The organism is Burkholderia territorii, assembly GCF_001718335.1.
Classification (GTDB): domain Bacteria; phylum Pseudomonadota; class Gammaproteobacteria; order Burkholderiales; family Burkholderiaceae; genus Burkholderia; species Burkholderia territorii.
This window is the reverse complement of record NZ_CP013367.1, coordinates 858,947-883,645: the sequence shown is the minus strand read 5'-3', so window position 1 is coordinate 883,645 and position 24,699 is coordinate 858,947. Positions and strand designations below refer to the sequence as shown.

Annotated in this window: 19 protein-coding genes; 5 read left to right on the top strand and 14 right to left on the bottom strand. The window is 62.9% G+C overall.

Annotated features, from left to right (window positions below; all coding sequences use genetic code 11):
* Positions 1 to 119 precede the first annotated feature (119 nt).
* Positions 120 to 590, top strand: a complete 471-nt coding sequence (locus WS51_RS29870) for a hypothetical protein (RefSeq protein WP_059505931.1) — start codon at positions 120 to 122, stop codon at positions 588 to 590.
* A gap of 140 nt (positions 591 to 730) precedes the next feature.
* Here WS51_RS29870 and WS51_RS29865 read toward each other — a convergent pair whose 3' ends face one another.
* The 8 genes from WS51_RS29865 to parS form a co-directional block, all read right to left on the bottom strand.
* Positions 731 to 1,435: a DUF429 domain-containing protein gene (locus WS51_RS29865; protein WP_060023126.1), complete on the bottom strand. Its 705-nt coding sequence runs from the start codon at positions 1,433 to 1,435 to the stop codon at positions 731 to 733.
* Positions 1,436 to 1,444: 9 nt separating this feature from the next.
* Positions 1,445 to 1,969 (bottom strand): HD domain-containing protein, encoded by a 525-nt coding sequence (locus tag WS51_RS29860; RefSeq protein ID WP_059505901.1) that lies wholly within the window; start codon positions 1,967 to 1,969, stop codon positions 1,445 to 1,447.
* Between the two features lie 121 nt (positions 1,970 to 2,090).
* Complete coding sequence (locus tag WS51_RS29855) at positions 2,091 to 5,561, bottom strand: ATP-binding protein (RefSeq protein WP_069230321.1); 3,471 nt, start codon at positions 5,559 to 5,561, stop codon at positions 2,091 to 2,093.
* A gap of 3 nt (positions 5,562 to 5,564) precedes the next feature.
* Positions 5,565 to 6,812, bottom strand: a complete 1,248-nt coding sequence (locus WS51_RS29850; protein ID WP_059541552.1) for a metallophosphoesterase family protein — start codon at positions 6,810 to 6,812, stop codon at positions 5,565 to 5,567.
* A gap of 693 nt (positions 6,813 to 7,505) precedes the next feature.
* Positions 7,506 to 8,045, bottom strand: coding sequence for a hypothetical protein (locus WS51_RS29845; protein ID WP_059451744.1), 540 nt, complete (start codon positions 8,043 to 8,045; stop codon positions 7,506 to 7,508).
* Positions 8,046 to 8,292: 247 nt separating this feature from the next.
* Entirely contained in the window at positions 8,293 to 8,835 is a 543-nt protein-coding gene (locus WS51_RS29840) for a hypothetical protein (RefSeq protein ID WP_236872413.1), read from the bottom strand.
* A 128-nt stretch (positions 8,836 to 8,963) separates the two neighbouring features.
* Complete coding sequence (locus WS51_RS29835; RefSeq protein ID WP_059541547.1) at positions 8,964 to 9,443, bottom strand: RES family NAD+ phosphorylase; 480 nt, start codon at positions 9,441 to 9,443, stop codon at positions 8,964 to 8,966.
* Complete coding sequence (gene parS / locus WS51_RS29830) at positions 9,440 to 9,895, bottom strand: type II RES/Xre toxin-antitoxin system antitoxin (RefSeq protein WP_059505892.1); 456 nt, start codon at positions 9,893 to 9,895, stop codon at positions 9,440 to 9,442. Before parS ends, WS51_RS29835 begins: the two co-directional genes overlap by 4 nt.
* 363 nt (positions 9,896 to 10,258) lie before the next feature.
* Here parS and WS51_RS29825 point away from each other — a divergent pair, with 363 nt between their 5' ends.
* The gene (locus tag WS51_RS29825; RefSeq protein WP_059541543.1) at positions 10,259 to 10,570 is read left to right on the top strand and encodes a DUF4148 domain-containing protein; all 312 of its coding nucleotides are present in this window, start codon (positions 10,259 to 10,261) and stop codon (positions 10,568 to 10,570) included.
* Between the two features lie 317 nt (positions 10,571 to 10,887).
* Positions 10,888 to 11,598, top strand: a complete 711-nt coding sequence (locus WS51_RS29820; protein WP_059451730.1) for a dienelactone hydrolase family protein — start codon at positions 10,888 to 10,890, stop codon at positions 11,596 to 11,598.
* Positions 11,599 to 11,907: 309 nt separating this feature from the next.
* On the opposite strand, the gene WS51_RS29815 is transcribed toward WS51_RS29820, so the two are convergent.
* Both WS51_RS29815 and WS51_RS29810 read right to left on the bottom strand, forming a co-directional pair.
* Positions 11,908 to 12,849, bottom strand: a complete 942-nt coding sequence (locus WS51_RS29815; protein WP_059505927.1) for a LysR family transcriptional regulator — start codon at positions 12,847 to 12,849, stop codon at positions 11,908 to 11,910.
* 214 nt (positions 12,850 to 13,063) lie between these two features.
* Entirely contained in the window at positions 13,064 to 14,353 is a 1,290-nt protein-coding gene (locus tag WS51_RS29810) for an adenylosuccinate synthase (RefSeq protein WP_069230320.1), read from the bottom strand.
* 140 nt (positions 14,354 to 14,493) lie between these two features.
* Here WS51_RS29810 and gcvA point away from each other — a divergent pair, with 140 nt between their 5' ends.
* Positions 14,494 to 15,408: a transcriptional regulator GcvA gene (gene gcvA, locus WS51_RS29805; RefSeq protein ID WP_069230319.1), complete on the top strand. Its 915-nt coding sequence runs from the start codon at positions 14,494 to 14,496 to the stop codon at positions 15,406 to 15,408.
* Between the two features lie 349 nt (positions 15,409 to 15,757).
* On the opposite strand, the gene WS51_RS29800 is transcribed toward gcvA, so the two are convergent.
* The gene (locus WS51_RS29800) at positions 15,758 to 16,084 is read right to left on the bottom strand and encodes a hypothetical protein (protein WP_044848822.1); all 327 of its coding nucleotides are present in this window, start codon (positions 16,082 to 16,084) and stop codon (positions 15,758 to 15,760) included.
* A 2,527-nt stretch (positions 16,085 to 18,611) separates the two neighbouring features.
* On the opposite strand from WS51_RS29800, the gene WS51_RS29795 reads away from it, so the two are divergent.
* Complete coding sequence (locus WS51_RS29795) at positions 18,612 to 19,928, top strand: replication initiation protein (protein WP_059451727.1); 1,317 nt, start codon at positions 18,612 to 18,614, stop codon at positions 19,926 to 19,928.
* 94 nt (positions 19,929 to 20,022) lie between these two features.
* Here WS51_RS29795 and WS51_RS29790 read toward each other — a convergent pair whose 3' ends face one another.
* The 3 genes from WS51_RS29790 to WS51_RS29780 form a co-directional block, all read right to left on the bottom strand.
* Positions 20,023 to 21,054: a ParB/RepB/Spo0J family partition protein gene (locus WS51_RS29790; RefSeq protein WP_059505885.1), complete on the bottom strand. Its 1,032-nt coding sequence runs from the start codon at positions 21,052 to 21,054 to the stop codon at positions 20,023 to 20,025.
* Positions 21,047 to 21,742 (bottom strand): ParA family protein, encoded by a 696-nt coding sequence (locus WS51_RS29785; protein WP_059451725.1) that lies wholly within the window; start codon positions 21,740 to 21,742, stop codon positions 21,047 to 21,049. The genes WS51_RS29790 and WS51_RS29785 overlap by 8 nt, the downstream gene beginning before the upstream one ends.
* Positions 21,743 to 23,498: 1,756 nt before the next feature.
* The gene (locus WS51_RS29780) at positions 23,499 to 24,626 is read right to left on the bottom strand and encodes an MBL fold metallo-hydrolase (protein ID WP_069230318.1); all 1,128 of its coding nucleotides are present in this window, start codon (positions 24,624 to 24,626) and stop codon (positions 23,499 to 23,501) included.
* Between the last annotated feature and the right edge of the window lie 73 nt (positions 24,627 to 24,699).

Genomic DNA, 24,699 nt, shown 5'->3' with positions numbered 1-24,699 from the left:
TTCCTCGTGGCCCTGGCACAGGCGATCGAATGCGCCCTCTGTTCGACCGCGCTACGCATTTGCCTCCCGCCAATCACGCCCCGGCTGTATAAACCAGGGAACGTATGCCGTCGAGTATCATGCCGCGACCGAACAACGCACTTATACCGACGATGGACAGCACCACTCAATCCGACGATGCCGATCTCCGCGATGAATACGCCGCGCTGCGCGAGCGCGCCGACATGCTCGAAGAACGGGTTCCACCGCTCCTGCAACGCATCTCGGATGTCCTGCCTCGCATCAGCGGCGTGTCGGAACTGGCAGATGAGCATCGTGAACGGCTCGTGGGCGCGCGTAACGCAGCAATGGTCTCGATCGAAAATTATCAACAGGCGATCCCGTTCCTGCAGACGGCCGACTCGATCATCGAGCAACTCGACAAGACGCCCGAGCGCGACGAAGACATCGAGTGGCGCGAATCGCTGCTGCAGCGACTCGACGAACTGATCGACGTCGCGGTCGTGATGATCGACGACGCACAAGGCTATTTCGAACAGGCCGCTGCCTGCGATCTCTCCAGCGTGCCGACGTCCATTCTCGAAGACTGAGCATCCGGCCGCGAAGCGTACGGTACCTCGATCGCCTACGTGTCGCACCTGCCACCGGCTTTCACTGCTCGACATCCAGACGTCGACAGTCCGATGCGTCTCCCGAAAAAGCTCACCTTCCTATCATGGGCTCGCAAGTATCAGCCAACCGTGGCCCCTGACCACGGCACATCGAGGATGATCGTTTCGCCGACGATCGGCACGCGGATATACCCGCCTTCCGCATCGCCATACGCATGCGCGTTTCCATCGATCACGTATTGCGCGGCCAATGCGCACAGCGTCGCGTCTCGGGCGTCGACCGATCGCAGTGTCGACACGTCGATCCCGAGCTTGATCAGCAACTGCCGGCGCTGGTTGCGTTTCTGCTTCGCCGACGCAATCGCCTTGCCCAGCATCGCGCAGGTAATCGCGTACGGATAAGTCTCGAAGCTCACGCGCCCGCCGGCATAGCGCTCGCCTGTCAGCAGCGGATAAGCGTCGGCAAGCGCGCGATAAACGCGCTCTCCCATGAACATCCAGTCGAAGAAGCCGGACGTGCTGGCCATGGCCTGCTCGCGTGATGGCGTCGGGAAACACGAGATCCGTTCACGCGCAAGCGCCTGTTCGGCAGCGCGCCGTCCGCTGCCGGTCCACCACAGGCTCGGCGCGTCGACGCCGACGGCAACCACGTCGTGCTCGATACACAGAGACGGCAGCGCTTCCGGTGCAATCCGTTCTTCGCGGCAAACGACCGTCGAGCCGCGCAGGATCACGAGATCGCATTGCTTCTTGTCGCCGCCCACGTCGACGCCCGCCACCGCGGGCAACGAACGGGCGAGGAATTCAGATCGCGCCGCTTCCATGGCTGCGCGTCAGTCCGCCGGCCGCGCGTCGTACGCGGCATCGAAGATTCCCTCCAGGCCCGGGTGCACGCCGCGCATCCGGTCGACGACCGATTTTGCCCAGTCGAAGTACGCCTGCTTGCGCTCGAGCGGCCAGTCCGCGGGCGGATGCCGCGCGATGTCGCGCAGGTTGCAGATCTTGTCGGCAAGCTTCACGAGCTTCGCGCGCCGGCTGATGGTCGCCGCATGCTCGACCTGCAGGCGCTTGCGCTCGTCCTTCGGCAACGACTTGTCGTCGGTGACTTCCATCACGATGTCAGCGATGTCCTTGCCGAACAGCCGCAGCAGTTCCTGCTCGGTGGTCTCGGTGTCCTCGATCGTGTCGTGCAACACCGCCGCGACGATCACACGCTCGTCCTCGATACCGGCTTCGTTGGCCAGTACGGCGGCCAGCGCGATCGGATGGTTGATGTACGGCGATGCCTCGTCGTCCTTGCGCCGCTGATTGCGATGCTTGTCCGCCGCGAACGCGATGGCAGCTACCAGCTTGTTCATATTGATCCCTCGTGTGGCCGGACCCGCGACCGCGTGAGCCGGTCGCTTGCGTTTCGGAACCGCACATACTACCTGTACACGATGACCATTCCCACATATCGGAACATCGGCCCGTCCGGCGTCATGCGGCGGCCGCCTCGCGGTGCAGCCCGACCACGTTGACCTGCGCACCGAACACGTCGCGCACGAGCGGCAGCAGGTGGTCGTGGTGCGTCAGGAACAGCACCTGGGTTCGCGTCGACAGATCGCGCAGTGCCTCGAGCCCTGCCTTCGCACGTGCATCGTCGAAGTTGATGAACAGATCGTCGGCAACGAACGGCAGCGCGGCCCTGCTGGCGAGCTGCAGTTCGAGCGCCGCGATCCGCAGCGCGAGGAACAACTGATCGCGCGTCCCTTCGCTCAGGCCGGCGACTTCGACCGATGTGCCCTTCGTGCGTCGCGCGTACAGCGCGGGCGGCGTTCGTTCGGTGTCGACCGTCAGCCGCGCGAACTCGCCAAGCGTCAGTCCCGCGAATATCTCGCCCGCGCGACGCAGCATCGGCCCCTGCTTCTGATCGCGATAGCGATCGGTCGTCCACTTCAGCAGACGGCTCGCGGTCGCTGCTTCCAGATATTGTTCGGCGGCATCGCCCATCGCCGCGAGCGCTTCCTGCCGCTTCGCCTCGGCCACGGCTGCGTTCGCCTGGCCGTCGATCGCGCCGAACGCCTGCTGCGCGACGACCTGTTGCTGCGCGAGCGCGTTCAGACGCTTGCCGACGTCGTCGAGCGACTGCTTCACCGCTTCGAGATGCGCGGGCACGTCGGCGATGTCCTGTTCGGCGACTTCGGCCTCGATGGCCGACTGGGACAATCCGTCGCCGTCGCGCACCAGCGCCTCCTTCGCGGCTTCGACGGCTTGCCGGAGCTGACGCAGCCGATCGGAGCGCTCGGCCAGCGGCAGTGCCGCGTCGATCGACGCGACGCCGGCCAGTTGTAGCAACGGTTGAATGCGTGCGTCCGCGCCCGCCACCGCGGCGGCCGCATCAGCGACCTTGCCGTCGGCCTGCCGGATCGCGTCGTCGGCACGATCGATCGCACGCGCGGTTTCCCGTGCGGCCGCCACGCGAATCGTCAACCGACGCGCGACCTCCAGCCAGTCGCCGCTCGCCAGCCATTCGGGTTCGAGCGCTTCGGCCAGCCGCCGTGCGCCAGCCTCGAGCGCAGCCAGCTCGGCACGAATCGCGGCAATCCGGTTGCGGGGCGCATCGGCGTCGGCCAGTGCGTCCGTCACCGCGTTCGCGAGCCCGAGCGCCCCTTCCGCCGCAGCCAGCGTCACCGCATTCGCGGACAGCTTCGCGTCGGCGAGCGCGTCGCGCCATTGTGCGTGCCACGCATCGTACGCAGCCTGGGCGTGGCCAGCGCGCAAACGGGCCGTCGCGCATCCGCGTTCGGCTTCGCGCGCGCGGTCCTCCAGGCTGTCCTTCTGCGCAAGCGTCTTCTCCGCCGACTGAACGAACGTCTCGGCGATCGCGATGAGCGCCGCCAACCCGTCGGCGTCGCCACCGCGCGAGACCAGGCGCAGCGCCGAACGCAACGCGGCTTCCGCGCCGGTGCGCGCATCGCGGATCGCCGCTAATTCGCGGCTCAGGCGGTCGAGTTCGAGCTGCGCGGCAAACACCGCATCGCGCTTCGCAAGCCAGTCGCCCATCGCCGCCAGCGGCATGCCGGGTACGCCGGCCGTCGTCGCCAATTCGGACCATGCGTCGCGATGCGCGGCAAGTTCGCGTTCGCGCTCATCCATGACAGCCTGCCGGCGCTTCAACACGGCACGCGCGGATTCGACCTGTTGACGCAGCGATTGCAGCGTCGCCGCCGCTTGCGTGGCGCCGAGCTGCGCGTCGACGAGTTCGTCGGCAAGGCGAATCGCATCGTCGACGGCCTGTGCGCCCGTTGCCAGATCGACCTCGCCGTCGCGGATATCGCCCCACGCGCCGTCGCGACGCGCGCGCGCCGCCAGCACCTCGGCGGTCGTGACGACCTTGTGCGTCTCCGCGAAATGCTTCTCCTGCAGTTCGAGCCGCTCGTATTCCTCCTGCGCGCCGTCCCGTGCATCGCGGGCGGCGGCTGCCGCGCTCGCGCGCTCGCTTGCTTCGTTGAGCAGCGCGCCAAGCCGCGCCGCCGACGGCACGTCGAGCGCACGCAGTGCGTCGACCGGCTTGCGCCATTGACCAAGTGCATCGAGCGCGTCGGCGAGCGCACGCTCGGCGCCGGCAATGTCGCGCTCGAGCGTCAGTTCGCGCTGGACGCTGCCGCGAAAGCCCTGCGCATCGGCAAGCGCGGCACGAAGCACTTCCGGCACGTCGACGATGGACAGACGCGCCAGCTGTTCCCGCGCCTGCGCGAGTTCCTGTGTGCGTTCGTCGAGCGATTCGCGCGCGCCGGCCAGCGCCTGATGCAGCGCGCCATGATCGCGCAACAGGTTCGCGACCGTCTTCAGCGACAGCGCGGTCGGCAATGCGGCGCGCAGCGACGCCTCGTCGGTCGGCCAGCCGAGTTGCGCAGCGGCGGCCCCCGCAGCGGACAGATGTCGCTCCACGTCCGCGCCGAGCAACAGCAGATCCTGAGCATGATTCATGCATGCGGCGCGCAGCCGGTCGAGCGCTTCGATGTCGCCTTCAAGCGCCAACGCTTCGTTGTCCGGATCGATTGCATCGCGTGCCTGCCGTTTCGCGAGCAAGTCGGCACGCCGCTCCTCGAGTACCTTCTGTTCCGCCGCGAGATCGCCTTGCGCTTTCAGCAAGTCGGCATACGCGGTCGGCGGCAGCTCGACCACCGTGCCCAGTTCGGCAAGTTCGGCTTCCCTGATCGTCAGTTCCTTCAGGTATGGCGCCAACCGCCGAACCCGCTCGAGCTTCGAGCGCAGCGCTTCGAGGCGGCGCTGCTCCACACGCGCGTGCTCGATCTCCTGCTCGATCGCGTCGCGCGCCTCCTTGCGGTCGACCCAGTCGCGCGTGCGCACCTGGACAGCCTTCAGTTCGCCGACCGCTTCGTTGAACGCCGTCTCGGCCTGCGCGTACGCACTGCCGCTGCGTCGCGGCGCCCACAGCTCGCTCGCGCGCGCTTCGAGCTCCTCGCGCACGGGCCCGAGCGTGCCGACACCCGCCGCAGATTCGAACAGCACCTGGCCGAGCTTGTCGGATGCATCGAGAATGCTCCGGCCGCCATCGACGAGCCGCCCATGATCGAGCCCGAACATCTGCTCGAAGAACTCGCGCGTCGCGCCGTCGAGGACGGCTGCGAGGTAGTCGTCCGGCAGCTTGTCGTCGGCGGGCGTGCGCAACGAACTGCGCCCGCGGGCGCGATGAAATGCGAGCGCGCCGGCGCTGCCCTCGAGCACGCCGCCAATCCGCAGGTCGGGCGTCGCATGCAGGAAGTCGAGCGGCGTCTGCAGTTTCATCCCGAACAACAGTTCCGACACCGCCGTCCGGATCGTCGACTTGCCTGCCTCGTTCGGCCCGACGATCACGTGGAAATCGTGTCCCGCCGACGGAAAGCGCAGCGTCTCGTCGGTGAACTTGCCGTACTTGATCAGATCGAGCTGGCTGATGCGCATCGCTTATTCCCCCCTCGCCAGCCGCGCGAGCAACGCGGGACCGACCTGCTCGACCAGCGCCGTGAATTCGCCCGCGCGCGCCATCGTCAGCAGCGGCACCTCTTCCTTCACGTCGCTGCGCACCTTGCCGACGAACGGCTTCAGGTCGCGCTCGAGCAACGCGAGAAAATCCGGATCGTGCGCGGCATCCGCCAGGATCTGCTTCAGATCCTCCAGCGCCTCGAGCTGCTCGCTCTCGCCCTGCTGCAGGGGCGCGGAGGTCGCGAGACGGACCTTCTCCAGCCACAGTCGCTCGTTGCCGATAATGCCGATCTGGTTCAGCACCTCGGCGCGCAATTGCGGCGCACGGCCGAAGAAGAGCCCGTGCGCGGGCGTGCGTCCCGTGACCGTCACGCGCACCGCGCGCGGCACGTGACCGTCGACGCTCAACAGCGCCTCCAGAGACTGGCCGATCTTTCTCGACAGGTCGGCGACCGTAAGGCAATCGGCCGCGTCGACCGACAAGGCCTCCCAGCGCAGCACGTCGAGGTAGAGGCGCTCGACCTGCGTGCGCCCCTGCTCGACCGTCACGAGCACCGCGCCGCGGCGGCCCGTCTCGCGGATATGACGGCCCTGCAGGTTGCCGGGAAATACCACGGTCGACGGCCCCGACCATTGCTGGAACTCGTGCACGTGGCCGAGCGCCCAGTAGTCGTAGCCCTTCGCGTGCAGTTCCGCCAGCGTGCATGGCGCATAGTTCGCATGCGCCGCATAGCCTTCTAGCGCGGTGTGCAGTACGCCGATGTTGTAATGGCCCGGCACGGGCTCCGGGTAGCCGATCGCGAGGTTGTCGACAACGGCCTTGTCCTTGAAGCTCTGGCCGTGCAGTGCGACGTCGAACTCGGGCAGCAGATGCGTTTCCGGCTTGCGATGGCCGAACACGGTGACGTTGTCGGGCAACGTCAGCTTCTTCGTCATCTCGCTTTCGGCATCGTGATTGCCGCCGAGCACGAAGGCGCGAATGCCGGCCTTGCGCAGCCGCCCCATTTGCTGACCGAAAAAAATGCCGGTGTTGTGATCCTTCCAGTCGCCGTCGTACAGATCGCCGGCGATCACGAGGAACGCAACCTCCTCTTCGATCGCACGATCCACGAGCTGCCGCAGCGCCTCGCGCGATGCGTTGCGCAACTGCGCGGCCGGCGCGTCGGGATAAGCGCTCAGGCCGTGCAACGGGCTGTCAAGATGAATGTCTGCCGCGTGGATGAACTTCACGAAGATTCCTCTGTTTCCGGACGAAGGGGCGATGTCGATACGCATTGTGCGCTGTCAGGCGACGCAATGCGGTCGAGAGGCACGAATCAGACCATCGCCGTCGCGTCGTGACGATGAAATGCTCGTCCGGGCAATGATGCCACCCGTCGCCAGCGGGTCGCGATGGTACCTGAAAGCGGGCTGGGAGAATGGCACGCCCCGACGCGCTCGATCCGCGCGTGATCGTGCGGCCTCGACGAACCTGCGATTCCAAACACGGACGTCGCGATGCCTCGCACTGTTGCCTCGCATGATCTTCCGAAGTCCGCGAACGACTGTACCCGCGACGTTCGATCCACGCGCGCCGCGAGCCACGGCACGCAAGCGAGCGCGAGGAGACTGAAGCGGATGATCATGATCCGATGCCTCGGAATATTATCGGATCACGCCGGGCAGGTCGCGGCGGCACTTTGGAGTCGTCTGTCGTCACGATGGCGATCGGAGATCACTTGCCTGAATCGGTCTGCATCGCCCGAGGGTGGCCCGGGTGCTCCGCCATTTAAGCATGGCCGGCAGACAATGGGCAGGGGGTGCTGCGGACGCGCCTGTTTCGATCCACGGTACCTCAACGCCAACACGACGCACGGCGGGCCCAATAAAAAGAAAGCCCGGCCCGCATTGAAGCGGGCCGGGCCTTCGCAGGAAGCGTATTGCTTACAGCGCGCCGCCTTGTGCCGACGCCGAGCCCTTCACGCCAACCGACGCGCCGCCCTGTACCGCGTTCGTCGCGCCGTCGAGCGCTTCGCCGGCCTTCGCCTTCGCGCCGCCTGCGACATCACCTGCCGTCGACATCGCGCCCTGTGCGTGGCTCTTTGCGGAATTCGCGACGTGCTTCACGTGCGACTTCGTCGCATGCACGGCCGATGCAGCGGCTTCCTTCGCCGAGCCGGCGGTCGAGCCGACTGCCTGCGTCGCGCCACCGACCGCGTTGCCCGCTGCCGAACCCACGCCGCCCACCGTCTTGCCCACGCCGTTCAGCGCACCGCCGACGAGATTGCCGGCGCCCGAACCCGAGCCCGCGGCGTTCGCGCCTGCACCTGCCTGCACACCCACGCCGCCGCCGAGCAGCGGCGTCTGGACTTGTGCGCCGACGCCGGCGGAGCCTTCCGCACCCGTCTGCGCCGTTTGTGCGAAAGCAGCCGATGCGATTGCCGTCAGCGCGGCGCCAAGCAGAATCGTGCGAATCTTGTTCATGGTCATTCTCCCCAAAGACGTTGTTGCTGCGGGCCGCCTTCGTGCGGCTGGTCGCATGCCTTGCCGCGACGTGCGGCAGGTGGAGCTAATGTAGCCGCGCCAACGTCCAAAACCAGCGAATTGCGGGGACTGTTACTTCAGTTGCAAATGCTGACGATTGACTCACACTGTTTGACAATCATCGCGCTCGGCGCGTGATTGGCATCGCTCGATGGCATGCATCGGCGCATCGCGCTCGACGTATCGGCTAACACGGAAAGCGACCATTCGTGTAGGCATCCCAAAGAACGCGTGTCGGCCAGCCGTCGGTGCGGCCGGACAACCGGCTTCGCGCGATCAGCTCGATGTCACCGGACACGCACGCCGCGATGTCGGCATTCCCGGATGCCCGGAATGCGAGCCTGAACGCCTTTTCCCTGAGTGCGTCCACTGCCGGCTTGTCGAGCGCGCCCCCTGGATGACCGTCGATGTCGTCGAATGCCGTCATCCAGCAGACGTCGAACGGCTCCGCCTCGCGGCGGGTCAGTGCGCGTTCGCAATCGACGTCGCCGAGGAAATCGAAAAATCCCGGCTCTGACAGGATGGCGTCCATTTCAAGCAGATGCGCGTTCGTCACGGCGCCCCCCTTGCCACAATGCGTGGCGGTTCTGTTTGTCGATCGTTGCGGCCATGTGCCGCTTGGTGCGCGCAACAGCGTTGAACCCGCTCGATCGACTTTCATGCAGCCGGCCCGGCCGCGCGTGCTGCGCAACATCGACGCGCGCCGCAGTTGCTCGACGGACGGACGCATGCTGCCGTCATCGCGGTGCCTGGCCTTACTGGCTCACGAACGGTCAAGCAAATTCGCTGACACCGGCTGGGACATCGCGCGCGAACATGCCGTCCGACGTTGTGCACGCAACGGTGTGCGGCCCCTTCCTATTCGCGCTCGTTCGACTGGATCAGCCGCAGAATCCGGGTGTCGTACGGCGACCGAATGGTTTCCGCGATGCGAATGTCGGATGCGGCAGGATGCAGCGGATTCAACAGGAAATTGTGCGCGTGCGGCACGACGACGCTGGGGACACGCAGCAAGGCGCTCGGCTGTGTGTGCAGCCACTCGGTGCCGGCGCTACGGGTCCAGTCGACGTTGTCTCGCCAGTCGGCCGGTGCATCGCCATCCGCGATCTCGGCAACGTCCACCGAATCGGGCACCTCGATGCGGAGCAACTGGTACCCGCTCGGCAATTGCGCAACGGTGGCGATTTCGAAGTGGACGAGCGTCTCGAGCAACGCAAGCGCCGGATGCTCGGCGAGGTAGACGACGGGCTGCCCGGCGAAATGCCAGCGGCCGCCGGCGCGCAATCCGCCGATGCCTTTCAGATCCGCGTAATTGCTGATCCGCCACAGCGTCGTCAAGCGAAGTACCCCTCGTCGATCTGCGTGAGGGCTTCTTCGACGAGTCGCGCGCCATGCTCGGTACTCGACATGTCGAGCGACGTGCGTCCGCCGAAGCGCTGGAGCCCGTTACGCAGCCACGCCATCGCCTTGTCCTGGTCGCCGAATGTGGCCGTCGCCTGCGCGACGATGCGTGCCAGCCGGATCGCCTTGTCGGACTCCTCCGGCGACAGGCGCTCGTGCGCCTGCCGGCGATGGCTCAGCGTGCGTCGCGGGATGATGAACGCGAGTTCGTCCGACTTCAGGCCGCGTTCCGACAGCCGGTCGATCACCGAAACGTCGACGCGCGCGCTCGCAAGCTCGGCGAGATCGGCACCCGAGCGCACGCGAATCGCGAGCAGTTGCTCGAGGATCGTGAACTCGGTCTGGCGCGGGTGCGCAACGCCCGACGGATGGAATGCGATCGTGCTCATGGCTCTTCTCCGGCAATTTGCCCAATCATTATAGGCGTTTTGCCGACGACGGGCGAATTCCGTACTCGACCTTCCGATGGCGCAGTGGTTGTTAGCGTCGGCGAATCGGGCTCGCAGCCCGAGCCGTCGCGTGTGACGTCACGAAGTTGTCACGTAACAATTTTTCTGAGGAATACCGCCAACCCTTGATCATCACCTCGGGGCACGCCGCAAATCATCAGTCAAAAGCGCTCGATCGTTTACCCAGTTGCAATAATCATTCGCTGGAACGCGTATTTCCGTCCGGTATCGCGATCGCTACGATGCAATCAACCGCTCAACGCGACAAGCGAAGCGCGAAATCTACGAAAACCGGAGGTCGTCATGAAGCCGTTCATCTACGCAGTCGCCGCTGCCGCTGCCCTGTCCACATCTGTCGGCGCATTCGCTCAGTCGAACTCGTCGAACCAACTGACTCGCGCCGAGGTCCGCGCAGAACTCGTCCAGCTCGAGCAGGCCGGGTACAAGCCGGAAGTCTCCGACGTCCACTATCCGAATGCGCTGCAGACCGCACAGGCGCGCGTGACGAGCAGCGACGCAACGGGTTACGGCGCGCAAGCCGCGGCCGGTGTGCGCACCGGCCGCGCAATCGCGGTCAAGCAGAACGCTCGCGACTCCGTGTATTTCGGTCAGTAAGTCAGTAAGGCCGCCGAATGCGGCGCGTACACGATACGCCCGCGGCAAACGAAACACCCCGCTCCCGTTCATCGGGGCGGGGTGTTTCGCTTTCGGTCCCCGCGACATGCGCGCGTCACAAAGCTCGACCGCTGCGAGGATGCGGGTCGGCCGCCGCAACGCGACCTTCACGCGGACCGCCAGCGTTTGCGCATAGAATGGCCGCGTGGTCGGCGCCGGCCGAGCGAATGCGAGCGAAGCCTCGACCTACCGGGCATACCGCACTCGCCGGCCGCCCCGATGCCGCATTCATCGCATTTTCGAAAAGGAGCGGTTTCATGTCTCAAACATCCGGTTCCATGATCACGTTTCGCCGTCCGGACGGCCAGGAACTGCAGGGCTACCTCGCCACGCCGGAAAAGACCGAGGGCGCGCCCGCGGTCGTCGTCATCCAGGAATGGTGGGGCCTGAATGACCAGATCCGCGGCGTTGCCGACCGCCTCGCGCGCTGCGGCTACTTCGCGCTCGTGCCCGACCTGTATCGCGGCAAGTCGACGGTCGAGGAGGAAGAAGCGCACCACCTGATGACGGGTCTCGATTTCGGCGACGCGGCATCGCAGGACATCCCCGGCGCGGTGCAATACCTGAAGACGCGCGCATCGCGCGTGGCAATCACCGGTTTCTGCATGGGCGGCGCTCTCACGCTGCTGTCGCTGCAGTTCGCCGATGCGCACGCCGGCGTCACCTGGTATGGCTTCCCCCCGCTCGACTACCTCGATCCGTCGAAGATCAAGGTGCCGCTGATGGGTCACTGGGGCACGCAGGATGCATTCTTTGCGATCGACCAGGTCGATGCGCTGGAAAAGAAGCTGGCCGACGCAAAGGTCGACCTCGAATTCCACCGCTACCTCGCGCATCACGCGTTTGCGAATGAAACGGCCGTCGGCCCGGGCCGCATCGGCGGCACGCAATTTGATCCGGTGTGGTCGCAGATTGCGTGGGATCGCACACTCACGTTCTTCGGGCGCACGCTCTGGGACAAGCAGTAAGCGGATCCGCGCCGCTGCCGGGCAGCGATGCCCATAAAGCGAAACGCCACGGACTTGCAGCCGTGGCGTTATCGTTTCATGGAGCGCATTCGTTGTGCAGCCGCCTCGCGCGTGACGGGTTCGAAACCGGCGCACGCACTGTGGAATACGAGGCCACGGAGGAGGTCGAATGCTCAGGACTCCCAAATTCAGGCTGTGCCCCGATCATCAAGTTCGGACTACGGAATAACCGGCACAGCAGAACGTCGATTCACGGGCAACGTTCGAGCGCCGAGTCGCTCGACCCGGCACTCGTTGTCCGGCCTTCGTTCACGACTCGCAGGATCCTCGTAGCGCCGCCTCGTCGGCAGACAGCATTTCCGGCACGCATTCGCGCAGGAAATCGACGAACGTGCGGATCTTTGCGTCGAGGTACTGGCGCGATGCATAGAGCGTGTAGACCGTCAGCTTCTGCAGCCGGTACTCCGGCAACACGCGAACCAGCGCGCCACTCGCCAGGGCCGGTACGGCAGTCGACATCGGTAACGAGCCGATCCCGAGGCCCGCGCGCAATGCGGCGCCGAGTGCATCGGCGATATTGACCTGAAAATCCGGAAGCGGCAGTTCGAAGGTTTCGCGACCGTTGGGGCCGTCGAGATGCCACCGGTCGCGCGGAAAGATCGGCGTGACGATCTGCAGGCAGGCATGCGATTCGAGATCGCGCACGGTGCGCGGCGTGCCGCGTGCCTTCAGGTATGCCGGTGACGCACACAGCACGCTGTGCACATCGCCGAGCCGCTGCGACACCAGCCCCGAGTCGGGCAGTTCCGTCGTGCTCAGTTGCAGCGACACGTCGTAGCCTTCGTCGATGATGTCGGGCACGTGCTGCGACAGCGTAAGCTCGACGGCCACCGACGGATAGCGTTCCCGGTATCGCACCACCGCAGGCACCAGGTAGGCCTGACCGAAACTGGTCGTCGCATGCACATGCAGGCGGCCGGACGGCTTCGCCTGCGCGTCAGCCGCCTCGGCCTCCGCTTCGTCGATATAACCGAGGATGCGCTGGCAGCGGTCGAGATAGCGCTGTCCGGCATCGGTCAATGCGATGCGGCGCGTGCTCCGATTGAGCAGGCGGGTGCGCAGGTGCGTTTCGAGTTGCGCGACCGAACGCGATGCGTAGGCGGTCGTGATGTCCAGGCGCTGGGCCGCGCTCGTGAAGCTGCCCTCCTCCGCCACCCGGACGAAAATGCGCATCATCTGTAACGTGTCCATCGACATGTCCCCGGGATTGAAGTCGCCTTGCAGCGGCGCCCGCCCCGGCACGTTCCGGTCTGGCGCGAATCGTGCGGAACAGTACCGCAGCGGTGCAGGCATGTCCAGTTTGCCGTGCGCCGCGTCGGCGGGCGATCGCGGATGCGACGCACCGTTTCGAAGGACGATCGGCAACGCATCGTTGCAGGCCGCATCTCGGCCTGCCGGGTCGCGCTCAGGCCGGGTCGAAGGGATTGCTCAGCACGATCGTGTCGTCGCGCTCGGCGCCAGTCGTGATCATCGACACGGGCACACCCGCGATCGCCTCGACACGCGCGATGAAATCCTGGGCGGCACGCGGCAGCGCTGCACGCTCGCGTACACCCTTCACGGTACCGTCCCATCCGGTGAACGTTTCGTAGACGGGCGTTGCGCGCGCCTGCGCATCAAGATTCGACGGCAGATGGTCGACGCGGGCGCCGTCAAGTTCGTAGCCGACGCACAGCTCGATCGAACTGACGCCGTCGAGCACGTCGAGCTTGGTAAGCGCGAGAGAATCGATGCCCGATATCCGGACAGCCTGTCGCAGCTGTGCGGCATCGAGCCATCCGCAGCGGCGCGGCCGGCCCGTGTTGACGCCGAATTCTCGCCCGCGTTCGCGCAGCGTTTCGCCGGTGGCGTCGGTCAGTTCGGTGAGGAACGGCCCGCCACCGACGCGTGTCGCGTACGCCTTGGTCACGCCGAGCACATGGCCGAGTTTCGACGCGCCGAGGCCCGTGCCGGCCGCAGCGGCCGATGCAACGGTGCCCGACGACGTCACGAACGGATACGTACCCCAGTCGATGTCGAGCATCACGGCCTGCGAGCCCTCGAACAAGATGCGCTCGCCGCGGTCGTTCGCGTCGTTGAGATCCGCCCACACCGGCCGCACGAACGGGAGGATCTTCGGCGCGATGTCGACCAGCGTTGCCAGCATCGCATCGCGCGAGCACGGCTCGAGCCCCAGACCGCGGAACCATGCGTTGTGGTGGTCGACCAGCACATCGAGCTTGTCGGCAAGGCGGACCGGCTCGGCCAGATCCGCAACCCGCAGCCCGCGACGCCCGACCTTGTCCTCGTAAGCTGGGCCGATTCCGCGCAGCGTGGTGCCGATGGGTTCGCGACGCAGCCGCTCCTGCGCCTGGTCGATCGCACGGTGGATCGGCAGGACCAGCGTGGCGTTCTCCGCGATCGACAGGTTGTCGGGCGTTACCGCCAATCCGAGCTCGGCCATTCGGCCAATCTCGGCCAGCAGCGCTTCCGGATCGAGCGCCACGCCGTTGCCGATCACGCCCCGCTTGCCGCGCACGATGCCGCTCGGCAGCAGCGCAAGCTTGTACGTCTTGTCGCCGACGACCAGCGTATGGCCCGCGTTGTGGCCGCCGTTGTAGCGTGCGACGAGATCGGCCTGCGCCGCCAGCCAGTCCACGACGCGCCCCTTGCCTTCATCACCCCATTGGGCGCCCACCACGACCACGTTCGGCATGCTCCATCCTCCATGTGAGAAATCCAGACATCTATTCCGGCCTGATCGGCCTTTTATGTGCCATATTGGCGGAGCAGGATCACCCGATCAAACGATTAAATCTGAGCAGTCGCATGAGGAAATATCACGCGAAGCAATGTATGGCCCGACGACTCCCTCCATTGAATTCGCTGCGCGCGTTCGAAGCCGCGGCCCGCCTCGGCAGTTTCACGCGTGCCGCCGACGAGCTGTGCGTGACGCACGGCGCGATCAGCCGGCATGTTCAGCAGTTGGAGACATGGCTTGGCCGCGCGTTGTTCGAGCGGCACAACCGGCGCGTCGAATTGACCGATGCCGGCCGCCTGTACCTCGCCGAGGTCGGTGCATCGTTCGATCGGATCGCGCTCGCCACCGCGCAGCATTTCGGCCAGGGGCAGCAGCGTGTGCTGCGCGTCAGTGCGCCCGCGACCTTCTCGCTGCGCTGGCTCGTGCCGAAGCTGTCGTCGTTTCAGGTCGCGCATCCGGCCATCGAGGTGCGGCTGTCGACATCGAACGACCCGATCGAGAGGTTGCGCGACAAGGTCGACCTGATCGTGCGCGGCGGCCCGCAGGCTGTCGACGGATATGTTGCCGAGGAGTTTCTATCCGAGATCCGGCTGCCGGTATGCGCGCCAAAGCTGCTCGAGGGCCGGACGTTGCGTACGCCGGCCGATCTCGCCGGTTTCACGCTGCTGCATGCGGCCACCTATCCAGGCATGTGGCCCGAGTGGCTCGCGGCAGCGGGCCAGGCAAATCTGGTACCCCGGCATTCGCTCACGCTCGAGCATTTCTATCTGACGCTGCAAGGCGCGCTCGACGGCCTCGGCGTCGCGATGGGCCCGATCGCACTCGTCGCGGATGACATAGCGGAGGGCCGGCTGGTGCAGCCGTTCAGCGAACCGGCATTGCCCCCGTGGCGCTATTTCACTTACGTGCCGACTGCGCGCGCGGAAGACGAAGCCGTGCGGGCATTCAAGGACTGGCTGAAAGCGACGGGGAACGCAGCGGCGAACGCGCGGCATCGAACAAGTCGGTAAGTCGGCGATCAGTTACGCGACGCGCATCCGCTCGATTGGTGCGGGCTTTGTGTGTCTTTACGTGGAACCGTATTGCGCGTGCATGATCGATCTTCGTTTCGTGAGGCCTCGAGCGATCTGATGTGTTCCGTAGGATTCCTTAGATACTAAACAAGAAGAATGATGCGGGCCATTCTCGGAGAGCGAAAAGATTCGACGCATCGAGATACGCGTTCACGGCGCCTTAAAAAAGGATAACGAATCAATTGATCGAGATGTCGAACCTGCATGGCGCCCGTCGCGCATCGCATTTCGGTAGCACAAACGACAAACCCCGGCGCGAGCCGGGGTTTGTGTCGTGGGAGAACGCTTATTGGCTTGCGCCAGCGGCCTCGCCTGCCTTCTTCTCGGCGTTCTGCAGATTCTGCGGATAGTTCGGATCGTTGGCCGCCGGCTTGTAACCAGCGTCTTCGAGTTTCTTCAGTTCGGCGTTGTTCTTCGCACGAGCTGCCTTGTGTTCGGCTTTGCGTTTTGCGCGTGCTGCCTTGCGTGCTTCACGCTTTGCGGCTTTCGCATCCGATGCGGCGGATGCTGCCGGTGCGCTGGCGTCGGTCTGCGCGAACACCGGAGCGGCCGAGCCGAAGAGGAACGCTGCTGCCGTAGCAGCCAGCGTCAGTTTTTTGATCTGGATTCGCATCGCTGAACTCTCTTTTCTGATTGGTCACGGAGTGAAAGCACATCGAGATACCGCCCCTGCCCCTGATCAGTCTTCATGTGCGGTCAGGGCTTTTGCATCATAACCGCGTTGCAAAAAATGTGGCGTCATCGTGCAGACCTTCGTGGGGATACACGTATGGGAGACGTCGTATCGTCCCGCGGCCCGGCCGCTGAGCGTTTCGCAGGAGCCACGGCGATGCATCGTGCACGCAACGAGAACGGTCGGCAGCAAGGTAGCGAAGCGCGTCGTTCCTTCGATACGGTGCAGATTGCCATGGAAGATGAGATCGATTTCGGTGCCTCACGCCCTCGCACGACGCCGACTGTTTCATCTGTGGAATTTTCTGCTCGGCCAACGCGACCGTCGCTTCGTGAGCGGGATATGCAACCGAATTGCGGACCGGTGCGCCATGTTGCGATTCGCGGCCGCGTGAACGGCGGTTCCTCCCATAAACGACCACGATTCATTCCATACCGAGCGCGCGGTGTTCTGGAGCGGGTCGACGATGCGGAGCGACCGATCGGGTAACCGATCATCGCATGCGTGGCTCCCTGTCGGGTTCCATTCGTCACCGGTTGTGGGAGATGACCTCTACCTGTGAATGCGCCTTCCGCCTCTCGGCGGTGAACACCTCGGCGGGCATTCGTTCACGATCGGGCCTGGATCGCGAAAGCAATCGTAGTGCGAATGCTTGGTGCGTGTCGTCGTACCGACTCCACGAAGTGTCTCGAGCCTGTGCGGCGACACATCCAGAGTTGCAGGCTGCCCCACAGCATGTCGATTGGGTGACCGCGTCGGATGCCGAGGCTTCGTGCCTGCGGTTTGTTGATTCGACCGGCATTGGTCGACGAGATAGGTGAGCTTCTACAGGACCGGCGAGCTTTCAACGGTGAGAATTTTCGGGATGCGAGCGTGGATTCGACGAGGGTGAGCCATGTCAATGGCGTTGGTCTCACGCTGCGGCGGTCGCCTGGACGATCCGGATCAGGCGCCCAGGTGGCGTCTCGTTGGGCACAGCGATGTGATTCTGGTCGCGTCGGTCGGAATATCGGTTCAAAGGTAGAAAATCGAGATGCAGAACAAACGATGCGGGGAACGCGGATTTTGTCTGTGGAGAGGCCATCGACCGGAAAGCGCCAGACCGATCAACCCGCGAACGCCGTAGAGTTTTCTACGGCAGCGCCGACACAGAGGCCAAAAAAACGGCGTGAGAACGAATTCCAGCGATTTCCTACTGCGGAGACGGAGATCCGCTGTACCCGGGATCGGCCATGCCTACCGTCGAATCAGGGAAATCCCGTACGAGAGGCATACCGCTATAAGAGCTTTCCTGTCCCATAGATGGGAACCTATGTCCGGAAAAGAGGGCGTTGCTCCCATAAGTTTCTACGTTTGGGTACCAGTTAGTGGGTACTCACCTTCGCCGAGAGCCTTGTCGGGCCTGAGACGCTTGCCAAATAAGGCGGAGATTGAGGGTCCGACAGGTGTCGCATCGAGTTTTGTAGGGCTCAGGGGCGGTTGGAGCGTGCTTGGGTAGCGGTTTATGGGGGTCGTTTTTTTGTACATGCACACGTGTGTTTACATCTTTGGTAAACCACGTTTACTTCTTTAACTACTTTTAGTCGGCTCACAGCCTTATCTGACAAGGGTTTGACGGGGGTTCAGTACCCATTTATGGGAGCACAGGCGGAAGAGTATGGGGCTTCAGGTCTGTGGATTTGGGGATTCGGGTACCGCGCTGTGGGAAATGAGGGCTGTGGATATGGGACACGCGTAGCCTGTTATGGGATTTTGACCCAAAAACGCCGAAGGTAGCCCTCTATGGGGCAATCCTCAGGTAGCCATTTATGGTGTGCCGTTCCCGATCCGCCTTCTCCGATGCCCACAGCATTTCTTCCTGGGTTGCCGGTTATGGGACCTCTTCAAGGTAGTCATTTATGGGTGCCCGCGTTAACAGAAGGATTTCGTCTCACTTGCCCGTTAGGATCCAGGCTCCCATAGACAGGCGCAGGACGGCGTAAAGGTAACCACCTATGGGGAAATCTTAAGGTAGTCGTTTGTGGGAGCTCTTTTCGTCGTCGAGGCGCTATGGGAGCGAACATCCCGATCTGGCGGCCCTGGATAGGTACCCGTTCATGGGACTGGCTAAAGGTAGCATCTTATGGGGGAATGCGATCCGTGTTGCAGGGCATCACGATTCCGGTTTGCCAATCGAGTTCGGCTGGACTTCCTCCCATAAGTGGGTACCTTTAGTCGGGCAAGTCTCGTGCCGGCTCGTATCTGATTCTGGCGACCGGATACACAGGTAGCAGGATGTGGGAGCTATTTTTGGTGGAAAGGTATATGGATATGGGGCATTGCACAAATCGTGAAACCTCAATTTTTCCTTTTGTGACGATAAGTTAGCGACAAAAGTGAAAGTGATACTGGAGAAGAGGGCGTTGCTCGATCTTTTGAAAAGGTATAAAGTCCGCCATCAACACGGTCACCTTCTCCGGACATCACGATGCCGCGCAAGCCCGCAATCAAAGGCTCCGACAAGCAGGTCTCGCTATTTCAGACGCCCGAGCCGCCCGATCTGCTGCGCAAGGCGGTCCAGGCAATTCACATCGCTCCAAAGTCCGGAAAGATCGGTCTGCAGCAGCGCAAGATGTTCAGCTCGCTGATCAAGAACGCCCTTCGTCAGGAAGCGTTCGAGCCTGGCCGGACAAGCTTTTCGATCTCGATCGCCGCGCTGTCACACGAGAGCGGGTTGAACAGCAACAACACGAAGTACGTGAAGGACACTGTCAACTCGCTGATCAGTACCGTCGTCAACTGGGACTACCTTGCTGCGGACCGCTCGACGGTGTGGAAGGCGTCGGGCCTGCTCGCGGGCGCCGAGCTCGAGCAATCGGTGCTGAAGTACAGCTTCTCCGACCAGATTCGCAGCGAACTGCTCAATCCCGAAATCTACGCGCTCATCGATATGCGGATCGCGCGCGAGTTTCGGCGCTCGCACTCGCTTGCCCTTTGGGAAAACACGGTGCGCTACGAGGGGATCGGCATCACGGCCAAGATTCCGCTGCCGAAATTCCGTGATCTCATTCTCGGTCAGGACAAAGCGTCGCAGTCGTACAAGGAATACAAGCTCTTCAAGAGCAAGGTCCTGGTGCCGTGCATTCAGGAGGTGAACGAAGTTTCCGACCATACGCTCGAGCTGATCGAACACAAGTCAGGTCGTAGCGTGGAGGCCGTGCAGTTCAAGGTGACCCGCAAGCAGAGCGCGGATACGGTCGAGGAAGGCGACGTCAAGAACGAAGCCCTCGTCGACGAGGTCGCCAAGTTCGGTATCCCGCGCTCGGAAGCGCGGCGGTTGATCACGCAATATGGTGTGCAGCGCATCAAGGCGGCAATTGCCTATACGCTCAATCGGACTACGAAGAAGAACGCAGCGCCGGTCGACAATGTGGCCGCGTATTTCCGCAAGGCTCTCACGCACGGGTATACGTTGGCCGATGGGCAGGGGACCGAAACGGCCGCGCCGGCAAAGGAATCCGCGCAGAGCAAGCAGGAACAGATTCGCGACAAATATCTGGCGGCCAAGGTCGATGAGGCCGGCGCGTATTTCCGCGAGCTGGAGATCGACGACCAGACCAAGCTGATCGAGCGCTACAACGAAACGGTGGCCGGTTCGAAAGATCTCACGCTGTCGCCGAAGAAGAAGGCGAGCAAGCTGGCGCAAACCAGCTTCTTCCGGTGGCTGGCGCTCGACACCTGGGGTGAACCGACCTCGGACGACTTGCTGGAATTCCTGCTGAAGAGCAGCCTCGCGACCAACTGATCGAGGCCTCGCTGCCTGCCACGCGGCGTGCACCGGTCTTTGTCCGGCGGCATGCCACCATGCAGGTGCGAGGCTTTGTTTTGGACCCCTTCCTTTACTTCTGTGCCGCTCCCGCCAGTTCGGCGACATAGGCGTCGATCACGGTCTTGAGTCGGTCGGCGAGCGCTTCCTGTTGGGACGCATCGACTCCCTTCAGTTGCAGATCGAGCCGCCCGTCCGGATAAGTCTTCAACTGACCGATCGCGCGTGATTCGAGCGTGAAATCGTGGCGAACGCTGTAACGCGTACGCCCCGTCTTCTTGTTGCCCTCGCTCTGCGCGCGCAGGAAGTTCTCTAGATCGCGTACCGATTTTTTCCGGTCGATCACTGCCGTGAGCAGACGGTCGGCCGCCGGTTCGCCCAGGCGCTCGAAAATCAGTTTCAGGAAGTACGCGGCCTGCAGCCCGACCACATCGTTTGCGCTCGCCATCCGTTCGAGCAGCGTGTTCGGCAGTGCGTTCAGCGACAGCGTCTTGCTGATCGACGCCTTGTCCTTGCCGATTTTCTCCGCGAGCGTGTTCTGGTCAGGGAAGACCTTTTCGTCGAGGAGACGCTTCCACGCGACCGCATCGTCGAAGATGGTCTGACGTTCGTGGTCGTGGTTGGCGCGATACGCGATCGTATAGAGCTGCTCGGGGGTGTGATCCGTTCGGAATGTCGCGTTGATCGTTTCGTCGCCGTTGATGCTCGTCGCACGCAAGCGGCGTTGTCCGTCGATCACGACGAGCTTGCCCGGAAATTCCGGCAGGCGCGTGACCTTGATCGGCTCGATCTGCCCTTCCCGCTTCAGCGTCAGTGCGAGCTCGTGCAAGCTCGACTCGGAATAGAACACGCGCGGGTTGAACGGGTTCGGGATGCAGTCCTTGACCGCAACCTTCTGCGGAGCGCCGAGATCGAGGGCGTCGGCGGGCGTGGCAGTGGCCGGGGCGACGGCAGTCGTGGCTTCGGCCGCAGGATTGGTCGTGGCCGCCGGCTCGGGCAGGCGCGTTTCCAGCGCCGCGTTTTCCTGTGCGAGCCCGCGCAGCAAGCCCGCTGCGAGATGCAGGTTGCCGGTCGGCTTCTTCTCTTTCGATGTGTCCTTAGCCATGAGCGGTTCCGGTAGCGCGCGTCGACGCGATGTATTGGGCCATTTCGGTGACCAGCCTCTCGATTTCCGCACGGGCTTCCTTCAGCCCCTTCAGATATCGATTGTGATGATGAATCGTGGTGCCGAGCGCGAACGTCTGCCGATAGACCTCACGTTGCGCGATCTGGCTGTCAAGCAGATGCTCCCCTATTTCTTCTGCTTTTAGAATTTTTAAAATTTCTTCTCGCATTTTAGTTTTTCCATTGACGCTATTCAGCATCAGCGCAGAAGATAAATTCGGGTTACGAACGGCACGCATCGACTCGATCATGCGAATCATCGCGACCGTGCTGTACAGGTCGGCCGGCGACGGCGACAGCGGCACGAGACAGAAATCGGCGACTTCGAGCACGGACGCGATACGGGGGTCTTCGAGGTTGCCGGGGCAGTCGACCACGATTACATCGAAGTTCGCATCCTGCTTCTTGATCTCGCCGCCGATACCGCGGCCGGCGGGCGCCAATGAAAGAACCGTCATCGGAAGCGTATTTTCGCCGCTCGTCACCCATCTGACCGATGTGCCTTGGGGGTCGGCATCAATCAAGGCAACTTTGTTACCGCCGGCTTCAAATGCCGCAGCGATATTGACGGAGATAGTGGTCTTTCCAGTACCACCTTTTTGATTGCTAACGGCGATCTTGAAAGCCATTAAATTCCTCCAACGAGTTTTCGTAAATATAGGGAGTTATCGCGCGAAAGTCCAGAAAAGTGTGATATGGCGAGACTGTTTTTTCCTGGATGTTGTTGTCACGTGACAAACTGGGAGCGGCTGCGGCAAGTTCTTTGAATTGACGATAAGAGAAATATAAGCAGATGGAATTTTGTTCGGGGCCAGCCGCACAGATGAGGTGCTGAGGACTTCGCCGTCGCATGCGACCTTGGGGCACTGAGCTTCGCGCGAAAAGGAGTCCGTTGTCGCGGGCAATTTCGCGTAATTTGGTGATCAGCTCGGAATTCGGCGTGGGCCACGACACCGGTTGTCACGTGACAAGTCGATCGAGTGGCCAGGATTCGACTGCTTTGGCGCGCAGATTGGGCGCGCGACGGTAACGGAGATGATGGTTTCTTCGTGGACGGTTAGTACGATGAGGTGCGTTCACAAATTGCGGTTGCCATTGCAATCGATGCCTGTTGTTACGTGACAACCAGCCGATGCGTCAGCTCCGAACATAGCCCACTGTCTCAATACGGCCGCTGGACAAGCAGAAATGTGAAGAATTGCAGGCAGCACGCGAAGTGATTATTGTTGCTTGCGACTGAACGCTGAAATACAAGTCGAGGCGTCGTTGTCACGTGACAACCAATGCGACTCTGTGGCGGAGGAGTGTTTTGATATTGGCGCGGCTTCTCTGCAACGATTTGGTGACGACGGAGAGGACGTGTCGGCGAGCCGAAATAGAGGGCCGTTATGTCGTCCGCGCAGACTTATATCGTGCGCATACTCCGCGGCGCAGCGTGCGCGCTCAATATCCAATGGCGGCAGGTATCTATGAGAATGATGTGGCCCTAATAAATGGGCCCCTATCTACCGGCGCTCGCGATGGGAAGGGAAGGGGGGCGAGATATTGATTTCGGAGTACCGCTGGCCAGCCGATGGTTCAAGTAGCAGCATCGCCTGATACAGGCTTGATGGGTTTAGGGGACTCAGATTCCGCCACATCGACGATGTGAGACGGGCAAATCAGCCCGCGTGAAACAATTCTTCTAAAACGCTAGGTGCTCGGAAACCCTTGCTGGGCAATGAGTTACGCCACTTTCTTCATGTTGTTTCACGCCAGTCAGGCACTTGCGCTCCGCGAAATAGGGGTCATGACGCCGACGACCGCTATTGGCTCACGGCGGTGACGGTTTGATCACTTTTCGTATCATATGAAACGTGTTTCGTGGTGATTGATACGCTTTAAGTGGCGGCGGGCTGTCGGGTCGAGGTGCTCAGGATCTAAAGACTTGTTCGGGGCAGGGCGGAATTCAACGGAGGCAGCGTACTCTTCGTCGCCAGTTGTCACGTGACAACGCCTCGCGCCAACAGCATCGGAATGCAAACTGCAGATGTCACGAGAAACCGAATCGTGCGCTAGGTCGACACCGAATCTACAAGCCCGCCAAAGGCAAGATTGCGCTAAGGCGAATTTGTGGACGACCGCAGATCGCCTTCGATGAATTTAACGCGTGTGCACCACAGCGCGGACGGAGCGGAAAATGCAGACTACCGGTCGAGCGGCTGATGCGCATCGCCGAAATCGTAGCGATTGTGTATCGCTCAGTCTTCGCCCGCCGTCCGCTACCCGGCGCGATTGAGCATCATTGCCGATCATCCGCGCAAAGAGCGCGCCACCAGGCCCGTTACCACGACGAAAATTCGATACTGCGGCGCCTCCTACAGGGCGCCGCCGTGGCCTGCGAACCTACTTCGTCGCCTGCGATGCGCACAATTGCAGCCACCGGCGCGTCTTCGTTGCAGGCTCCTTTACTGGCGCGTCGACCGTTCGCCACCAAGGTTCACCGCGATGCGGCACATCCAGATCGAGTCGCTCGCCCATCCGCGGTGTCGACAGTTCGACGCCGCGTACCATTGCCAGCGCCGTGACGCGCTCGAATGGTTCTTGCCAACGGTGCATCGCGAGATCGAACGTACCGTTATGAATCGGCACCAGCGTGCGACCGCGCAAATCGATGTGCGCTTGAACGGTTTCTTCCGGCTGCATGTGCACGTAGGGCCATTGCGGGTCATATGCCCCGGTCTCGATCAGCGTCACGTCGAAGGGCCCAAGCCGTTCGCCGATTGCCCGGAAACCATCGAAATAGCCGGTGTCGCCACTGAAGAACACCCGGAGATCGTCGTCGGCGATTACCCATGACGCCCAAAGCGTGCTGTTGCCGTCGAACAGGCTGCGTCCGGAGAAGTGCTGTGCCGGTGTCGCGGTCAGCGTCAGGCCATCGACGTCGACACTCTGCCACCAGTCGAGCTGACGTACTTTTTTCGCGTCGATACCCCATTCGATCAGGCGGTCGCCGACGCCCAGCGTCGTGACGAACACGCTGGTGGTGGCCGCAAGCGTTAGCACCGTGTCGCGGTCGAGGTGATCGTAGTGATCGTGCGACAGGATCACGCCACGCAACGGCGGGAGGTCCTCGAGCGTGATCGGCGGTGCATGGAAACGCTTCGGGCCGACGCGCCGGAACGGCGATGCGCGTTCTGCAAATACCGGGTCGGTCAGCCAGAATTCGCCGCGTAGTTTCAGTAGCAGCGTGGAGTGCCCCAGCCGATACAGGCTGCGATCGGGCGCCGCGTCGAGCTGCTCGCGAGTCAGTGAATCGATAGGCAATGCGCCCGTCGGAACCGTGTTGCTTGGTTTGTTGACCAGCATGTTCCACGCGATGCTGAGCGTCTTGCCGAAACCTTCGGCAGGCCGCGGCGCAACGTTGCTGAAGCGCATGCCGTTGTGCTGCGGCGACTCGCCGGACAATGTGCGGCCGCGCCTGGCGGCGGCGAAACCCAATACGCGGTGAAGAAATACGAGAGGCGAAGCCATGTCGATTCGTCCGGAAGAGAAAGTACACCGGGCAGTGTAGTTTATCCGTGGGAAAAGTAAACTGACGGGTGTA